This is a genomic window from Bartonella sp. PS7NMGDW, from assembly GCF_042193585.1.
Classification (GTDB): domain Bacteria; phylum Pseudomonadota; class Alphaproteobacteria; order Rhizobiales; family Rhizobiaceae; genus Bartonella; species Bartonella grahamii.
Map to the genome: position 1 here is coordinate 172,265 of NZ_JBHILX010000001.1, position 16,194 is coordinate 188,458.

The following is a 16,194-nucleotide window of genomic DNA, read 5'->3' on the forward strand; positions in this document are numbered from 1 at the left end:
ACCCTCGGCATTTGAAGGGTATTTTTACTCTTTTCTTTAATAGTGTCTATATACTCCCTCTGGTTGTGATACGCAAGAAAATGGTTTTGATAAAATGGAGTGTGCCACTAAAGTATGTACAGCTTATTTCTTATATTTAAAAAATCAAATCGCCTTTCTCTCAAATTACTTTTTATAAATAGCAAGAATTTTATTTATTAAACGCCAGATATTTTGGTGAAGTGCGTTAGATAATAATTGAGAAGGGTTGCATCTTAGCTTTAAAAATGGGGGAGAGATTTTGAAAATAAAAAAATCTATATATATAAAACATCTTCAATTGCGTTTATGGTACTTTTTATTCAATAATCCATACAATATTTTTATTCGTATTTTATTTGTAGCAGGGGGGGTTCTATTTTCCTCTTACGGAGAAGCTGAAAGGTTGCCTTCTTTTTTTGATTCGCATGAACATTTGGTACAACCTGATACGACGGATATTCTTCGTTTGCGTTTTGTAACAACTTTTGATTTTCCTCCTTTTAATTTCCTTGATCAAACGGGGCATCTTGCAGGTTATAATATCGATTTATTGCGCGCTATTTGCTCAAAATTAAAATTAGAGAAGCTTTGTGAAGTAGAAGTAATTCCTTGGAAAGAGCTTGTAGAATATGTTAAAAATGGTGGTGCAGAAGTCATTATTGCGGGTTTAAAAGAAACAAGTAAAACCCAGCAAGATCTTGTTTTTACAAAGTCATATTTGCGCTTTCCAGCGCGATTTGTTGCTTCTCGACTTTTAGATCTCGATGAGCCAATAAGCGATCAATTGGTGCATTTAACCAGTGGTGTTTTGTCTAAAAGTATTCACGAAAAGCTCTTTCATCATTATTTTCCTAAAGCAAAATGGCAAGAATTTAAAAAGAGAGAAGAGCTCTATAAAGCATTACAGGAGCGTAAAATTGACCTTATTTTTGATGATGGATTTGCTTTATCGTTATGGTTCAAAAAACAAAAATCTGTTGATTGCTGTCATTTTGTTGGGGGGGCATATATGGCGCCACAGTTATTGGGACAAGGAATGCAGCTTGCTGTTGGAAAAAAGAATGAAAAATTGGTTGATATACTCAATTATGCGCTGAAATCTCTAGAAGAGGATGGTAAACTTACAGAACTTTATTTGCGGTATTTTCCAATAAGTTTTTATTGATGAATAGTTTTTTAATTAAGAGCTGTTAATCTTTCTGTGCCTAGTCGATAGGAAATAGCTTCTGCGAGATGATAGCGTGAAAGATTATCTGATTCGTCAAGATCAGCAATTGTGCGTGCAACTTTGAGAATGCGATGATAAGCGCGTGCAGAGAGGTGCATTTTTTCACTCACATCTCGTAAGAGTGTGGTCGCACTTTTATCAGGAATGGCAATCTGTTCTATAATTTTGGCAGGGCAATCGCCATTGGTGCGAATATGATCAAACCCCATTGTTGCAAAACGTTTAGCTTGAATGGTACGGCATCGTGCGACGCGTTTGGCAACATCGCAGCTTTTTTCTGATTGTTCTGGTTGCATAAGGTCCATAGCTGTCAAAGCAGGGACATCAATCCGTAAATCAATTCGGTCAAGCAGAGGACCAGAAATACGGGACTGATAATCGATTTGGCAGCGTATTCCTTTAGCGCAAACATGGTCTTTTTCGCCTGCCATACCACAACGGCAAGGATTCATTGCGGCAATGAGTTGGAAGCGAGCAGGATAGCTAATATGGTGATTAGCGCGGGCGATAACCGATTCCCCACTTTCTAAGGGTTGACGAAGAGAATCAAGAACCTGCGGAGAAAATTCAGGCAATTCATCAAGAAATAACACACCATTATGGGCAAGGGAGACCTCTCCCGGTCGTCCTTTAAGTCCCCCACCAATCATTGCGGCCATGGAAGCAGAATGATGTGGGGAACGAAAGGGGCAATGAAGTGAAATGGTATTATGAACCGCTTCTCCTGTAATAGAAGCAATCAGAGAGACATCTAAAAGCTCACGGCTATCAAGAGGTGGCAAAATGGAAGGTAAGCGTTGCGCTAACATAGATTTCCCAGCACCAGGAGGTCCTACAAACAAGAGGTTATGGCGTCCAGCAGCACAAACTTCTAAGGCACGTTTGGCTGTTTTCTGTCCTTTGATTTCGCAAAGATCTGGAAGTTCAGTTTCGATAGTATATTGGCGCGGTTGTGGACGTTTTTGAATTTGGGTTCCTTTGAAATGGTTGACTATAGTGAGCAGAGTCTCTGGGGCAAGAATATTTATTTCTGCATTTGCCCAAGCAGCTTCAGGTCCACATTGGAAAGGACAAATCAGTCCTTTATCGAGTGATAAAGCTGTCATGGCAGCTGGTAAAACACCATTAACAGCGGTAAGTGAACCATCCAGTGATAATTCTCCTAAAATGATATAGTCTTGTGCTACTTCGGGAGGGAGGATTCCCATAGCAAGCATTAAGCCTACGGCGATTGGCAAATCATAATGCGAGCCCTCTTTAGGCAAATCAGCTGGTGCAAGATTAATCGTAATCCGTTTAGTAGGCATAGAAAGTCCACAAGCGTGGAGGGCTGCTTGTACACGTTCACGGCTTTCTGCAACTGCTTTATCAGCTAATCCAACAATAGCCATTCCTATTTTACCAGATGAAATCATAACCTGTACATCCACAGGGACTGCTTCTAGACCGCGAAAAGCGACAGTTGTAACACGTGCGATCATTTGTTTATTTCCCCCTTTAGACTTTGTAGAGACAATCATATCTATGCATAAAAATCAAGAAGCATCTCTATGGTTTTTTTTATAGAGAGATCTATATACGTAGGCAGTTTTTTAGCGTTCTCATGGAAAGTCATTTGTACAAATTTAACCATGATAGTATGGAACGCAATAAAACGTTTATAATAAGCTAAATAAATATGTTAAGGAAAAAGAATGAGGCTGTTCGTGTTATGCAACAGTGCAGAATTTTATGAAAATATAAGGGGAGGGTGACGTCATGTATCGCAGAATGTTATTTGATGTGATAAAACGTGTAAAATGTGCAAAGTAATTATATTTACCTTTCCCATTTTTATATTATTTAAAGTGTAGTAGATGCAAAGTGTATTATAAGGTATCTGATTTTATGGTATACCAGGCAAGAATTTTGTTAAAATCAGGGACTGTGCGCTGTGTATTTATAGGCTTGTGTTTCGCTTTTGCTTTTCCACAGCCACTTGCTGCATTTGATTTTTTCGGCATACCTTTTTTTGGTCAAAAGAAAACAAATTCTCCTTCAAATTATGCCAAAAGTACAGAGAGATTTTATAAAGTTGATGTTGTTGCTCCGCCAGGCGCGCCATTAGAAGGTATAAAAATAGTTAAATCTGTTTCTTCTCTTGTTGCTGATAAAGAGAAAGCGTCCGCCAGTTCTTCTGGTTTGCTAGCCAAGGCGCGTTCAGATTATCGAGCAATTCTTTCTGCTCTTTATGCTGATGGACGCTACGGTGGTGTTATTAGTATTAAAATTAATGGCTTAGAAGTCGCTGATTTAAGTCCGGTAACTCAACTTCCAGCACAATCCAATATTGTTATTACAATTAATGCCGGTCCACAATATGTTTTTAGTATTGCAGATATTGATAAAGTAGCTCCGTTTGAAAAACGTAAAGCGCATAAAATGCCCACAATTGAAGAATTGGGCTATAAAGTTGGGGCTATTGCTAAATCTGAAACCATTTTGAAAGCAGAAAAATGGGCGATAGAAGGATGGCGTCAACAAGGTTATGCCAAAGCTAAAATTATGAAAAGTGAGGTCGTGGCTGATCATGCTGCGTTGCGTGTTGAAGGACGGATTGTTGTTGATCTTGGACAAAAGGCTCATTATGGTCCTTTAAGTGTGCGTAATATAAGTAATAAACCACGTGTAGATTCAGCTTATATCGCATGGATGACCGGATTGAAGCAAGGTCAGAAATACGATTCCGATGCGTTAGCGAAGGCAAATGAACGTCTTGCGCGCCTTGGTGTTTTTCGTGCTATCAATATACGTGAGGCTGATACCATTAATCTAGATGGCAGTTTACCGCTTTCACTTGTTGTACAAGAACGTAAACCGCGTCGTTTTGGTGTAGGCGGTAGCTATTCAACATTAGATGGTGCTGGTTTTGAAGCTTATTGGATGCATAACAATCTTTTTGGTCATGCAGAGGTTCTTAAAATTGAAACAAAAATAAGTGGTGTTGGTAGCAATAAAAAGCAATCGTATAATTTTAAAAATTTTGATTATCTTTTCGGTGGTACGTTTATAAAGCCTGGTGTACTCACGCCAGATACAGATCTCAGATCAGAATTAAAAATACAACAAGATGTTCTAGAAAATTATACGACAAAGGCCATCAAAGGAAGATTAGGAATTACACATATTTTCAATGGTAATCTATCGGGACAGGCTGCTGTAGAAGTTTCAAATGGTTATTCACGTGATATTTATTTTGGGAGCCGTAATTTTACAACAATAGGTTTCCCTAGCGGTTTGATTTACGATAGTCGTAATAATAAGCTTAATGCAACAAAAGGTTTATATGGTGAAGTTTTCATTGAGCCTTTTTATGAGATGCGTTTTAGCAACTTTGTTGCAAAAGTAACAGCAGAAGGTCGTTCTTATTGGGCGTTGGATGAAGGGAATCGTTTTGTTTTTGCTACGCGGGCAAAGCTTGGTACAATTCTTGGGAATGATACAGCACAAATCCCCGCGAATACGCTTTTTTTTGCTGGTGGTGGGGGCTCTGTTCGTGGTTATGCTTACCGTAATATTGGTATCAAAACAGAAAATGATGCGGTTGTTGGTGGACGGGCAGTTGTTGAGGGATCGGCAGAATTGCGTGTTTCTTTAAATGATAAAATAGGGTTTGTCGGTTTTCTTGATGGAGGTGCCGTAGGGGAAAAGGCGAATTTTGATTTTTCTCAAAAAATTAAATGGGGAGCCGGTATAGGAGGTCGTTATATGACGGGTCTTGGTCCTTTACGCGTTGATTTAGCCTTTCCTTTAAAGAGAGAGAAGGGTGATCCTCGCATTGGTTTTTATGTGGGTATAGGGCAAGCATTTTAATGAAAAAAGGTGTACATTTATCAGCTTTCTTCTTTGTATTTTTGTTTTTTGGGGTGGGTGGTTTTGTTTTTGCGCAAAGAGGAGATACTCTTCCCTCTAGCGAAATGAAAACAGATGATCGCTCATGGTTTGTTTCTTTAATTGAACGAAAGCTTTCAACGCCCAATCGTCAAGTTCGTTTACATAATATACAAGGGACACTGTCTTCTCAAACATCAATTGATGCTATTACTGTCAGTGATAAAAAAGGGGTTTGGCTTAAAATTACCAATGCTAAAATGGATTGGAATCGTCTAGCGTTGCTGAGAGGGCGGATGGACATTAACCAGCTTTCGGCAGAACAGGTTACATTTTTACGAAAACCGCAAGGCAATTCTTCTTTTGTTTCTTCCCTTGGGACGGGCAAGTTCTCTTTACCAAAATTGCCGCTTGCTCTTTCTATCAATACGCTTATAGCTCAACATGTGACATTTGAACAGAATCTTTTTGGTTTTTCTGCTGATATGTCATTAAAAGGTAATCTCACTTTGGCTAGTGGTAATTTTGATGTCGATATAGCGGCGCATCGTTTAGATGCACCAGGTTCTTTTTCTGTTGTCACCAAGATATCTGATAGTAATCGTACAGCTCAAATTGATATTTCTGCTAACGAACCACAAAATGGTATTTTGGCGAATATTTTTAACATTGAACAACGTCCAGCATTAAATCTCGTCGTGAAAGGTGATGGTACTTTTGATGATTTGGTTATCAAACTTTCTTTAGAGTCCGATCATCATTCTATTTTAGATGGTAATGTTATTCTTGCAAGTGTTCCAGAAGGACACAGTTTTTCTACGAAACTAGAGGGAACACTGAGCCCTTTAATACCTTCTCAATATCGTAGTCTCTTCGAATCTGATATAACATTAAAAGCAAAGACAAGAAGAACAAAAGAAGGTGTGACACACCTTGATCAGATGGTTATTCAGAGCAAAGCAATGAATGTTATAGCCAATGCTGAAATAACCGCTGATGGATTTTTGCGGCGGCTTTTTGTTGATGGTAAAATGGCTCTTGATAACGAACAGGAGTCTATTCATTTACCTGTATCGGAAGTATCAAAACCTGCGAATACTCTTGCTTTGAACATTGACTATGGTCGCGAAGGGCAACAATCTTGGAATGGGCGGTTGGTTGTAGGTCATTTAAGCAATAAAAATATTTATATTCGCGATGCAATTTTTGATATGGGAGGAGTAAGCGAAAATCTTGATAATGCAGCTTCTCGTCATGTTGGTGTTCAGGTTAAAGGAACGCTTCAAGGGGTTAAAAAAATTAAGGGAGCGTTAGTAGAAAATTTAAGCCAAGCGGTTCATGTGCATTTAGATACGGATATTGTTTCGAATAAACCAATTTTGATTCATGATCTGAGTGTTACGGCTCAGGGTTTTTCTTCTTGGTTAAAAGGGACAATGGAGGGTTTTGTTTTTAAAGGCGATCTCGGTTTAAAAGCTCAAACATTAACTCCTTTGGAAGTGTTCAGTAAACAATCACTTTCTGGTAGTGCAGATATTAAAGCCAAAGGAACGATCAATTTATTGAGTGGCATTTTTGATCTCCAATTATCAGGAATGGCTGACGATATGAAAATAGGCGTGCAGTCTTTTGATCGTTTATTCAAAGGAAACATCACTCTTTCAGGTGGTGCTACTCGAAATACGAAGGGTTTCATTTTTCGTCATTTTAATTTGAAAAATCAATATACAAACATAAAGGCTAATGGTTATTTTTCAGATGAAAGCGCTAAAATGGATCTATCTGCTGAAATATCTGATTTGTCCAAATTAGATCCAAAGATAAGCGGTGCGCTTACGATTGAAAGTACGGCGAGAGGGCGCAATAGCCATATAAAACTAAATACACGTGCTCATATTGCTGAAGCATTAATCGTAGGGAAGAAACTTCAAAACACAACATTTAACATAGATGCACTTATAGATAATACAGCACCAGTTACTGCTTTAACGGGGGTGGTAAAAGGTGAAGGGATTTTTGCTAAGAAACCTTTGCATTTATCGGCCTCTTTTAAAGATTCTCATAAAATTCGAAAACTTGAAAATATCGATATTAGAGGGGGAAGTGCAAAAATAACGGGTGCTCTTTCTCAACAACTTGGGGGGGGTTTGAAAGGAGCGTTGCATATTGATGCCGATGATATTTCCGTACTTTCAGCGTTATTTTTGCAGGATGGTAGTGGAAAAGTAAAAGGAGATTTTATTTTTGATGAACAAAATGGCAGACAAAAAACCAATGTGAAGGCGCATGTTAGCCATTTGAATTTTTCCAAGAATAAAATAAAAAAATTGGCAATAGATGCTGACATATTCGATCCTTTTGGCATGACACAGTTTGAAGGAGTTATCAATGCAGAACATATTCAAACACCTTTGATAATGGTCAATCGTTTAAATGCTCACGCCGATAGAAATAATGGACAAACGGTTTTTACTGTCCAAGCGATGTTGCATGATACTCTCAATGCACAGCTTTCTGGTCGTTTAATGGTTGAGGAACTTCCAGACAGTATAAAACGAGAAGTGCAAATTGAAACTGTGGATCTAAAACAACACATTTTTCATGCAACATTGCTGAAACCATCCATAATTGCTTTTGATAAAGATGGAATGACAATCAATGAATTAGGAATTGCAATAAATGGAGGCAACATCATCTTAGCAGGGAATATTCAAGATACCCTGAATTTGCAACTTACAATGAATGCGCTTCCTGCTACTTTAGTCAATCTGTGGAAAGCAGATCTTGGAGCAGCAGGGAGTGTAACAGGGCATGTTATGATTCGTGGTCATTTAAAAAAACCTGATATAACGTACGATATAAAAGGTGAGGGACTGACAACCGTTGCTTTTCAAGATAAAAAAATTATGCCTTTTTCTCTTTCTGCTACGGGAAACACTGTAGATCAAAATCTTACTTTAAATGCAAATTTAACAGGAGAAGGAGTACAAGCACAAGCTCAGGGGCATGTATCTCTAGAGAAAAATACGCTTGATCTTCATATTAATTTGCAAAATTTATCTGCACGTTTGGCGAATGGTTTTATTGCAGGACAAGCGCTTGATGGGACACTGATAGGCAAAATTGATATTGGTGGAATAATGAAGGATCCATCTGCTCATTTTGAGCTTTCTAGTCAAAATTTAACCGCTATGACGCATAAAGGACCAATGTCAATCAATATAAATGCTCGTGGTTCTTATAAAAAATCGACATTTCATATTGAAAATATGATAGCTACTGGAGATAAAGGATTAGATCTTTCCGTCCATGGGCCTGTATCTCTTAATGGTTCAGAGGCAAAATTAAACGTTAAAGGGATAATGCCTCTTGATTTTGTTAATCTCTTATTAGCTAAGCGTGGTGCACATATAACGGGTACAGCAAGAATTGATACAGTTCTTAATGGAACGTTATCAAAGCCACAATTGATAGGAAATATTTCTATAGGCGACGGTAGCTTTTTTGATTCACAAACAAATGTAGGATTGAATAATATAACGCTTGAAGGCAAATTGAATGGTGATCATATCCTTATAGAGAAAGCTTCAGCTTCTTCGTTTGAGGGGGGGAGAATTTCTGCTTCAGGTCGTATCTCTAATGGTCTAGAGACAGATTTGATATTTCATCTTGATAATGCCAATTATAATGATGGTTCTATGATTCTGGCAACATTGTCAGGTGAGATGACAATGAAAGGTCATTTTTTAAATGATCTTGTTGTTGGTGGTGATATCATCGTTGAAAAAGCTGAAGTTTTTGTTCCTGATCATTTTAAAAGTGCTAAGTTTCTTGATATTAGAAATAAGAATTTAACTAAATCGATTCAAACAACACTTGAACGTGCTGATGTTAAGAAAACGAACAAAAGCAAAAGCCGTATAGTTACACAAGAATCTTCATCTGTCGTGTTATCAAATATGAGTATTACAGCACGCAATCAATTTTTTGTACGCGGAAAAGGCTTAGATGCTGAACTTGGAGGACGCATTAATCTAGCAGGCCCATTGAATGATGTGCATCCAGTTGGTGAATTTAGAATGATTCGTGGACGTTTTGATATTCTTTCGCAACGTCTTAATTTTGATCAAGGGCAAGCGAGTTTTAGCGGTAATCTTAATCCTACGGTTTATTTTGTAACCAACAATAACAGTGGTGATATTCGCGTCACTGTAACGGTAAGTGGGACGATTGATAATCTTGATATTAATTTTTCTTCACAACCGAATTTGCCTCAGGATGAGATTTTGGCGCGTTTGATTTTTAATCGCTCTCTTAATGAATTATCACCATTTCAGATTGCTCAACTTGCAGCAGCAGCGGCTGATCTTGCAGGTGCTTCTAATACATCTTTGTTGAATACTTTACGAACTAAAATTGGGCTTGATGATCTTGATGTTATCGTTAATGAGAAGGGTAATACAGGCTTACGTATTGGACGCTACATACACAATAATATTTATTTGGGCTTTGAAGCAGGGTCCGATGGAACGACGAAAGGAACAATTAATTTAGATATTTCGCGTCATCTCAAAGCTAAAGGTGCCATAGGAAATGAACAAAATTCTAGCATTGGTCTCTTTTATGAAAGAGATTATTAAAGATTGAATTTAAAAAATAAATTCTTTGTCTTTTGTCTCTCATTTCTAAATCTGAGGAAGGATACATAGACTAGAAATCCTATAAAAGAAGAAGATTTTTTGAGGCGTGAAGAAATATATCTGAAATATTCGATTTTTGTTTATTGTGTTTTTGAATGAGATCACTTTTCTTATAATGAATAGCCCCCCAAACAGAACACTCCAAAATATAACACTATTGTGTTGCAAATTCATGTGCTTGTTTTAAAGAAACATTTCTCAATGTGGCTTGAGCCTATTTCATAAGATTGCTTGTGAAATGATATAAAGTACCTCTTATGAATGGTATAAAATCCATACTACCATTGTTAATAAAGGTATAAGTATTTATTAAAGATATAAGCCGGCATTATCATTCTATTTTCCAGCTTCTCATGTTGCCGACAATCTTTTCACTTGAAAATGTAGAGGTATTTTTATTGCTTATCTTAAGAGTTTTTATGCATACACCAATATCTCTTATGACGTACAACAAGTGCTTTTGATTAATTCATCATAAATATAGAGAAAATTTACAATAAGCAAATTACATTTTATCTTTTATTTAAGATGTAAAGTAATAAATTATGATTATAAATCAAAGTATTAAAATGCAGGTCAAAAGATATTTTTTGTAAAAATGTTTATCAGAGTTATATGCCGTATTTTTCTATTTAGGCGGTTAAAAGAAAGAGGAATGTCATTTTACTTTTCATCTGTTTTTTTTCATATTGAAATCATAGCCTTATATAAGCACTAACGTTGTGCATTTATAAACTCTTCAAGAAGTTAAGGTATTGGAGGAATATCACTTTAGTTTCGGATGTAGAAAAAACAGCAAAGCTTGCTTTAAAGCAATCTACAACAGTAAAAAAGTTTTATAATAAATCTTCTCTTATTTTTTAATGTTTTTCTTTTACGCTGAGTGTATCTATAATTTGCAGCACAATTTATAATTGTGAGCCTATCCTGCTGTACCATAAAAGACTGACATTTGAGGTTTGGTGATATAAGGCATGTAAGTCTTTTTGACAAAGTATTTTGAAAGCACAGGGTGAATATTTAGGGTAAGCCTTGTATAAGTGAATCACATGATTTGTTATCAAGTGGAACGAACTCAATAAAAATCTGGATTGTTTACAGATCAGATTGGGTAGAATCTTTGTCCTTTAAGGTGTGTGGAGAAAAAATTGTTAGTGCAGGGATAAACACGGATAAAGGTAGTATTAATCCAGATTCATCATCATAATCCGCGGCAATTTTTTCAGACCTTGATGCTCTCTCTTTTAGGATTCAAAACATTTATGAATGTTTCAACACTTATTTGAGGAAGGAAAGGGGTTTTTGAAGTTTCACTGTTAAAGTCAATTGCATTCAACAAAATAGCGAGTAAAGTTTTCATCTAAATCCAAGAAGTTTATTTTCAATAAACCATAAATTCTTTGCCAATTCTTGATTGAAGTAATACTTTTTTTGGTAACAAGCCTTTTTTATAAATGGAGCATTACCTTCTATCCATTTTTATTTCAAATCTTATTTAAGGATCTAGAAATTAGGAGGTATGTCTTTGAACTGGATATTATGAATTTTTTTATAAAACCCATGTTCTTTTGCTAGCAATTCTTTCTGAGTACCTTGTTCAATCAGTTGTCCATTTTGTATGACCACAATTTTATGAGCACGAGCAATCGTTGAAAGGCGATGAGCAATAATGATCGTTGTGCGTCCTTTGGTAAGGTGGTGAATGGCTTCATTAATTTGTGCTTCGGTGTGTGAATCAAGCGCACTCGTTGCTTCATCAAGAATCAGAATTTCGCTATCGTGAATCATTGCTCTAGCGATAGCGAGCCGTTGTTTTTGCCCCCCTGAAAGGTTACAGCCATTATCACCTATCTGTGTATCATAACCATTTGGCAAACTCATAATAAAGTCATGAGCATTTGCTGCTTTTGCTGCTTCGATAATTTCGTCATCACTAGCCCCTTCTTTTCCAAGTCCGATATTATATTTAACAGTTCCTTGAAAGAGAAAAGTATCCTGTCCTACATAGGCCATCAGGTTTCTCAGAGAGCGAAATGTTGTGTAGCGAATATCTTGATCATTAATCAATATGCGTCCTTTTGTGGGGTCATAGAGGCGCATAATAAGGTTGATAAGGGTTGACTTTCCCGAACCGGATGGTCCCACCAATGCTGTCATTTTTCCGGCTTCTATTTCTAGGTTGATATCTTTCAATATCATTTTGTTATTAGTGTATGCAAAAGAAACATGTTCGAAACGAATAGTTCCCTGCTTTTTACTCAGATCTTTAGCTTCTTTATGTTCTATAACTGTAAGGGGACAATCGAGTATTTCAAACATTGTACGGATATTGACCAAGCCAGATTCAATTTTGACACGTACATTTGCTAGTCTTTTTGCGGGTTCATAAGTTAAAAGTAAAGCAACAATAAAGGACATAAATTCACCTTGAACACCTGCGCGTTGGGTTGCAAGATAACCGGAAAAACAAATAATACCTGCAATGGCAACACCCGTGAGTGTTTCCATAATCGGATTGGTAATAGCTTCGAGTGTGGCAATATTGTTTGTTTGTTTTTCAACATCACAAATGGCTTTGTCCATCCGTTTTTTCATGACCTCTTCTAGTGAAAAGGCCTTGATGATTCGAATACCAACAGCCGTTTCCTGTACGATTTTAATAATTTCACCAAGTGAAAGGAGCTCTTTTTCCATCAGGCGGCGAACGCGTTTTAAAGCCATTCGAACGCCTAAAAAAGCTAGTGGTCCTACGATTAAAGTAATGGAGATTAACACAAAGTTTTGAATGAACATGACAAGCAACAGACCACTAACGGAAAGCAAATCACGTACAAAAGTTGTGATAATAGTATCAATTATATTACGTACAGCTGTCGCATTATGAGTTACACGAACAAGAAGATCAGATGAAGTGTTATTATGATAAAAAGAGACTCCTTGTTCCATAAGTCGTGCAAAAATTTTACGCTGTTGTTCCGCAATGATACTATTGCCTGCTTTGTTTAGAAAGTAAGTTTGGGAAAAAGTTGCGACTCCTTTGAGAATAAAGATAAAAGCAATGAAGCTAGAAATCAAAACAATCATAGGAAAATTTTGTGCATCAATAATCTGATTAACAACATCACGCATAATCCATGCACTGGTTGCTGTGGTACAAGAAATGATGATCATTGAGAAAATCGCAGCACTGTACCAACGCATATGTTTACGAAAATTTTCTCGCAAAAGGCGGATAATAAGATGTTTATCAAAAGAGGAAATTTGTTTTTTAGCCATGAAATGCTTCTATATTCTCTCATTATTTTATGCAAGATTGAAACATTCTTAATTAAAAAGCCCCTTAATCTTTTTTACAAAAATAGCCTTTTCTTTCAAGGTTCATCATATCAATTTCACGACGGTGAGAGTGAAAAATGTAGTGCAAAGTTTCTGTGAAAGGTATAACGAAAATTTGTTGTTCATCATTATTTTTAATTTTCAATAAAAGGTAACGGCGAGTTTCACCATTGTATTTACCAATTTCTATATTGTGATAGCCTTTGGCACTTGAAATAGCTCACAAAAAATATTTCGCTTTTTAATAATTTTTATGTATCATTTCCGTTTGTGATGTGTAAGCAAAAATTTTTGCCGCATTACATGATAAGAGAGCTTGAAATAAGAACACCTTACGATGTTTGAGCTTTTTCATTTAATATGCAAAATAACGAATTCTTCTTATAAATCGATAAAGCATTATTAAACTCTTAAAAGGATTTATACACATTTATAAAACCTTAGAAGCACCACAAAAACTCTATGTGGTGCTTCTAAATAATACCATACGCATCATTTTGATGAGTTGCACGCTGACGAGTTGCATGCAAATATTATTCCAATGCAAAACTATTTAGGTGCTATCACCATCATCATTTGCCGGCCTTCAAGCTTTGGCTCCAATTCAATTTTGGCAATTTCACTTGTATCTTCTTTCACACGCTGAAGAAGCTTTAATCCAAGATCTTGGTGAGCCATCTCACGACCACGAAAACGCAAAGTAATCTTTACTTTATCACCATGATCAATAAAGCGATGAACAGCCTTGAGTTTGACTCCATAATCATGGACATCAACATTTGGGCGCATCTTAATCTCTTTGATTTCGATGACTTTTTGCTTCTTACGTGTTTCAGCAGCTTTTTTTTGGGTTTGATATTTTAATTTGCCCAAATCGATGATTTTACATACGGGTGGCTCCGCATTTGGTACAATTTCAACCAAATCAAGCCCCGCATCTGCAGCCATAGCAAGAGCTTCTTGTATCGCAACAACTCCCTGATGTTGCCCCTCATCATTGATAAGCTGAACATGAGGTACTCGGATATCCTGATTTGAACGTGGTCCGTCTTTTTGGGTAGGTGTCATTTTAAACGGTTTACGAATGGTTTATGCTCCTTAATTTTGATTCAACTACAGTTAATTTAATATACAATTATGCGCCTAAAAACAACTATAATTCGCGCCTTTTTCATTATTTGATTTATTACTTTTTGAAATGATTTAGATTATAAAAGTTTTTCTTTTAATTTAAAGAAATCGTTTTATGGAGGATAAAGAATTATGGATCAAAATATTCCTTGTCAGTTTTTTTCGTTTGAGAACACCGCACTTGCAGTACGCTATCGCAAGGGGCGCCAATCTCCAGGTTTGGTTTGGCTTCATGGCTATCTATCCGATATGTCAGGGGATAAGGCGATGTTGGTTGATAGTTTTGCTCAGAAGAATGATTTGTCTTGTTTACGTTTTGATTACTCTGGACATGGAGAATCAGGTGGTGATTTTTTTCAAGGAACGATTTCACGCTGGGTTAAAGAAAGTTTAGCGGTTTTTGAAACTTATTGTGAGGGTCCACAAATTTTGATTGGCACCTCTATGGGCGGGTGGATTGCGCTCAAGCTTGCTATGATGTTAGCACAGAAAAATAAGAAGCTTGCTGGCATGATCTTGATTGCGCCAGCTCCTGATTTTACACAAACATTGATAGAATCAGGGTTGGGTCGAAAGGGGTGGAAAATTTTAGAAGAAACAGAGCATATTGAACGATCTGCGATTAGTTATACGGAGCCGGTTCCCTTTACAAAAGTATTTATTGAAGATGGCAGAGACAACTGCGTCATGAAGGGATGTATAGATGTTGGATGTCCAATCCATATTCTACAAGGGATGGAAGATGTGGAGATACCCTATCAGCATACTATGACTTTACTTGATCATTTGCCTCTCCATGATGTAACATTGACACTCGTTCGTGATGCTGATCATCGCTTTTCTCGTCCGCAAGATTTGGATTGCCTCGAAACGGTATTGAGGTCATTGATTGACCGGATTAATGCGGGAGAAGGGGCAAATTCATTGATGATGAAGATATAATGTATGAGCATTTCTAAACAGCATTTTATTTTTTCTGATCGCTCTGTACCTGTACAGGTGCGGGAAAATAAGTGCGCGCGCCGTCTTACCTTACGTATTGATGCGAGCGGACAGAGGATTTGTGTAACAACACCACCAGCGATAAGTCTCTGTACGATTCAAAGTTTTATTGAAAAGCATCGGTCTTGGATTGAGGCGCGTCTTGCTCGTGTACAAATCTCTCATGAAAATGCTTATCTCAAAGAGGGGGCAACGATTCCTTTGTTGGGTGTTTGCCATTCCATAAAGCATAGAGAAGGACGTGGGGTAACGGAAATTATTGCAGGAGATGCAGAACAAGAACCTCAAATTATCGTTTATGGTCAATTAGAATACCTTCCAAGACGCATTGCTGACGTTTTGAAAAAACAAGCAGCACGTATTATAACACCTTTGGTGGCACATTATGCCCATAAAGTAGAGCGTAAAGTCAAATCAATTTGTTATAAAGATACGAGAAGTCGTTGGGGGTCTTGTTCAATAGATAAGCGTCTTTCTTTTTCTTGGCGCCTTGTTATGGCACCAAAAGAAGTTGTGGAATATGTTGTTGCTCATGAGGTTGCTCATCTTGTTGAAATGAATCACGGTCCAAGATTTTGGGCTCTTTGTGAAGAACTATGTCCTGATAGTAAAACGTATCGTGCTTGGTTGAAGGAAAATGCTCATAGATTGCAAGCAATTAATTTTGATTCATATAATTTAGAGGCGTCAAAAACTTTCAAATGAAGGCAATATTTAACGGAACTTTTTGTTGAGTGTTTTGTTGTGTGTGTACTTGCTCATGCATAATGAGGAAGCCATTGAAGCTCTCAGCACGATTGTTTTCCCCTGCTTGGTTTGCTGAGTGTCTTCAATGTTTTTGCTTTATCTTTTTTGTAATTCAGCGTAATAACCTTAAGTTGCTATGACTTATAAAAAATGGGAAGG

At 37.0% G+C, this 16,194-nt stretch carries 8 protein-coding genes; 5 read left to right on the forward strand and 3 right to left on the reverse strand.

Annotation, left to right across the window (positions count from 1 at the left end; genetic code table 11):
• Positions 1-280: 280 nt before the first annotated feature.
• Positions 281-1,186 carry a transporter substrate-binding domain-containing protein gene (locus tag ACFIKJ_RS00690; protein ID WP_375626174.1) on the forward strand — a complete coding sequence of 302 codons (906 nt, stop codon included), beginning with the start codon at positions 281-283 and terminating at the stop codon, positions 1,184-1,186.
• 11 nt (positions 1,187-1,197) lie between these two features.
• Here the strand turns inward: ACFIKJ_RS00690 and ACFIKJ_RS00695 are convergent, their stop codons facing one another.
• On the reverse strand, positions 1,198-2,730 hold the full coding sequence (locus tag ACFIKJ_RS00695; protein WP_273722401.1) for a YifB family Mg chelatase-like AAA ATPase: 1,533 nt from the start codon (positions 2,728-2,730) through the stop codon (positions 1,198-1,200).
• Positions 2,731-3,136: 406 nt separating this feature from the next.
• Between ACFIKJ_RS00695 and ACFIKJ_RS00700 the strand changes: the two genes are divergently transcribed.
• Complete coding sequence (locus ACFIKJ_RS00700; protein WP_273722402.1) at positions 3,137-5,101, forward strand: autotransporter assembly complex family protein; 1,965 nt, start codon at positions 3,137-3,139, stop codon at positions 5,099-5,101.
• Entirely contained in the window at positions 5,101-9,759 is a 4,659-nt protein-coding gene (locus ACFIKJ_RS00705; protein ID WP_375670144.1) for a translocation/assembly module TamB domain-containing protein, read from the forward strand. Before ACFIKJ_RS00700 ends, ACFIKJ_RS00705 begins: the two co-directional genes overlap by 1 nt.
• A gap of 1,563 nt (positions 9,760-11,322) precedes the next feature.
• Here ACFIKJ_RS00705 and ACFIKJ_RS00710 read toward each other — a convergent pair.
• A complete protein-coding gene (locus ACFIKJ_RS00710; protein ID WP_375626179.1) occupies positions 11,323-13,095 on the reverse strand; it encodes an ABC transporter ATP-binding protein in 1,773 nt (590 codons plus the stop codon).
• 609 nt (positions 13,096-13,704) lie between these two features.
• Positions 13,705-14,223: a translation initiation factor IF-3 gene (infC, locus tag ACFIKJ_RS00715; protein WP_026500140.1), complete on the reverse strand. Its 519-nt coding sequence runs from the start codon at positions 14,221-14,223 to the stop codon at positions 13,705-13,707.
• A 195-nt stretch (positions 14,224-14,418) separates the two neighbouring features.
• Between infC and ACFIKJ_RS00720 the strand changes: the two genes are divergently transcribed.
• Both ACFIKJ_RS00720 and ACFIKJ_RS00725 read left to right on the forward strand, forming a co-directional pair.
• Complete coding sequence (locus ACFIKJ_RS00720) at positions 14,419-15,228, forward strand: alpha/beta hydrolase (RefSeq protein WP_375625481.1); 810 nt, start codon at positions 14,419-14,421, stop codon at positions 15,226-15,228.
• Positions 15,229-15,231: 3 nt separating this feature from the next.
• On the forward strand, positions 15,232-15,993 hold the full coding sequence (locus ACFIKJ_RS00725) for a M48 family metallopeptidase (protein ID WP_375625480.1): 762 nt from the start codon (positions 15,232-15,234) through the stop codon (positions 15,991-15,993).
• Positions 15,994-16,194 lie beyond the last annotated feature (201 nt).

Bases quoted from the DNA above. Each gene is read 5' to 3' on its own strand.
- ACFIKJ_RS00695 (WP_273722401.1), bottom strand. From the start codon at position 2,730: ATGATCGCACGTGTTACAACTGTCGCTTTTCGCGGTCTAGAAGCAGTC.
- ACFIKJ_RS00700 (WP_273722402.1), top strand. From the start codon at position 3,137: ATGGTATACCAGGCAAGAATTTTGTTAAAATCAGGGACTGTGCGCTGT.
- ACFIKJ_RS00705 (WP_375670144.1), top strand. From the start codon at position 5,101: ATGAAAAAAGGTGTACATTTATCAGCTTTCTTCTTTGTATTTTTGTTT.
- ACFIKJ_RS00710 (WP_375626179.1), bottom strand. From the start codon at position 13,095: ATGGCTAAAAAACAAATTTCCTCTTTTGATAAACATCTTATTATCCGC.
- infC (WP_026500140.1), bottom strand. From the start codon at position 14,223: ATGACACCTACCCAAAAAGACGGACCACGTTCAAATCAGGATATCCGA.
- ACFIKJ_RS00720 (WP_375625481.1), top strand. From the start codon at position 14,419: ATGGATCAAAATATTCCTTGTCAGTTTTTTTCGTTTGAGAACACCGCA.
- ACFIKJ_RS00725 (WP_375625480.1), top strand. From the start codon at position 15,232: ATGAGCATTTCTAAACAGCATTTTATTTTTTCTGATCGCTCTGTACCT.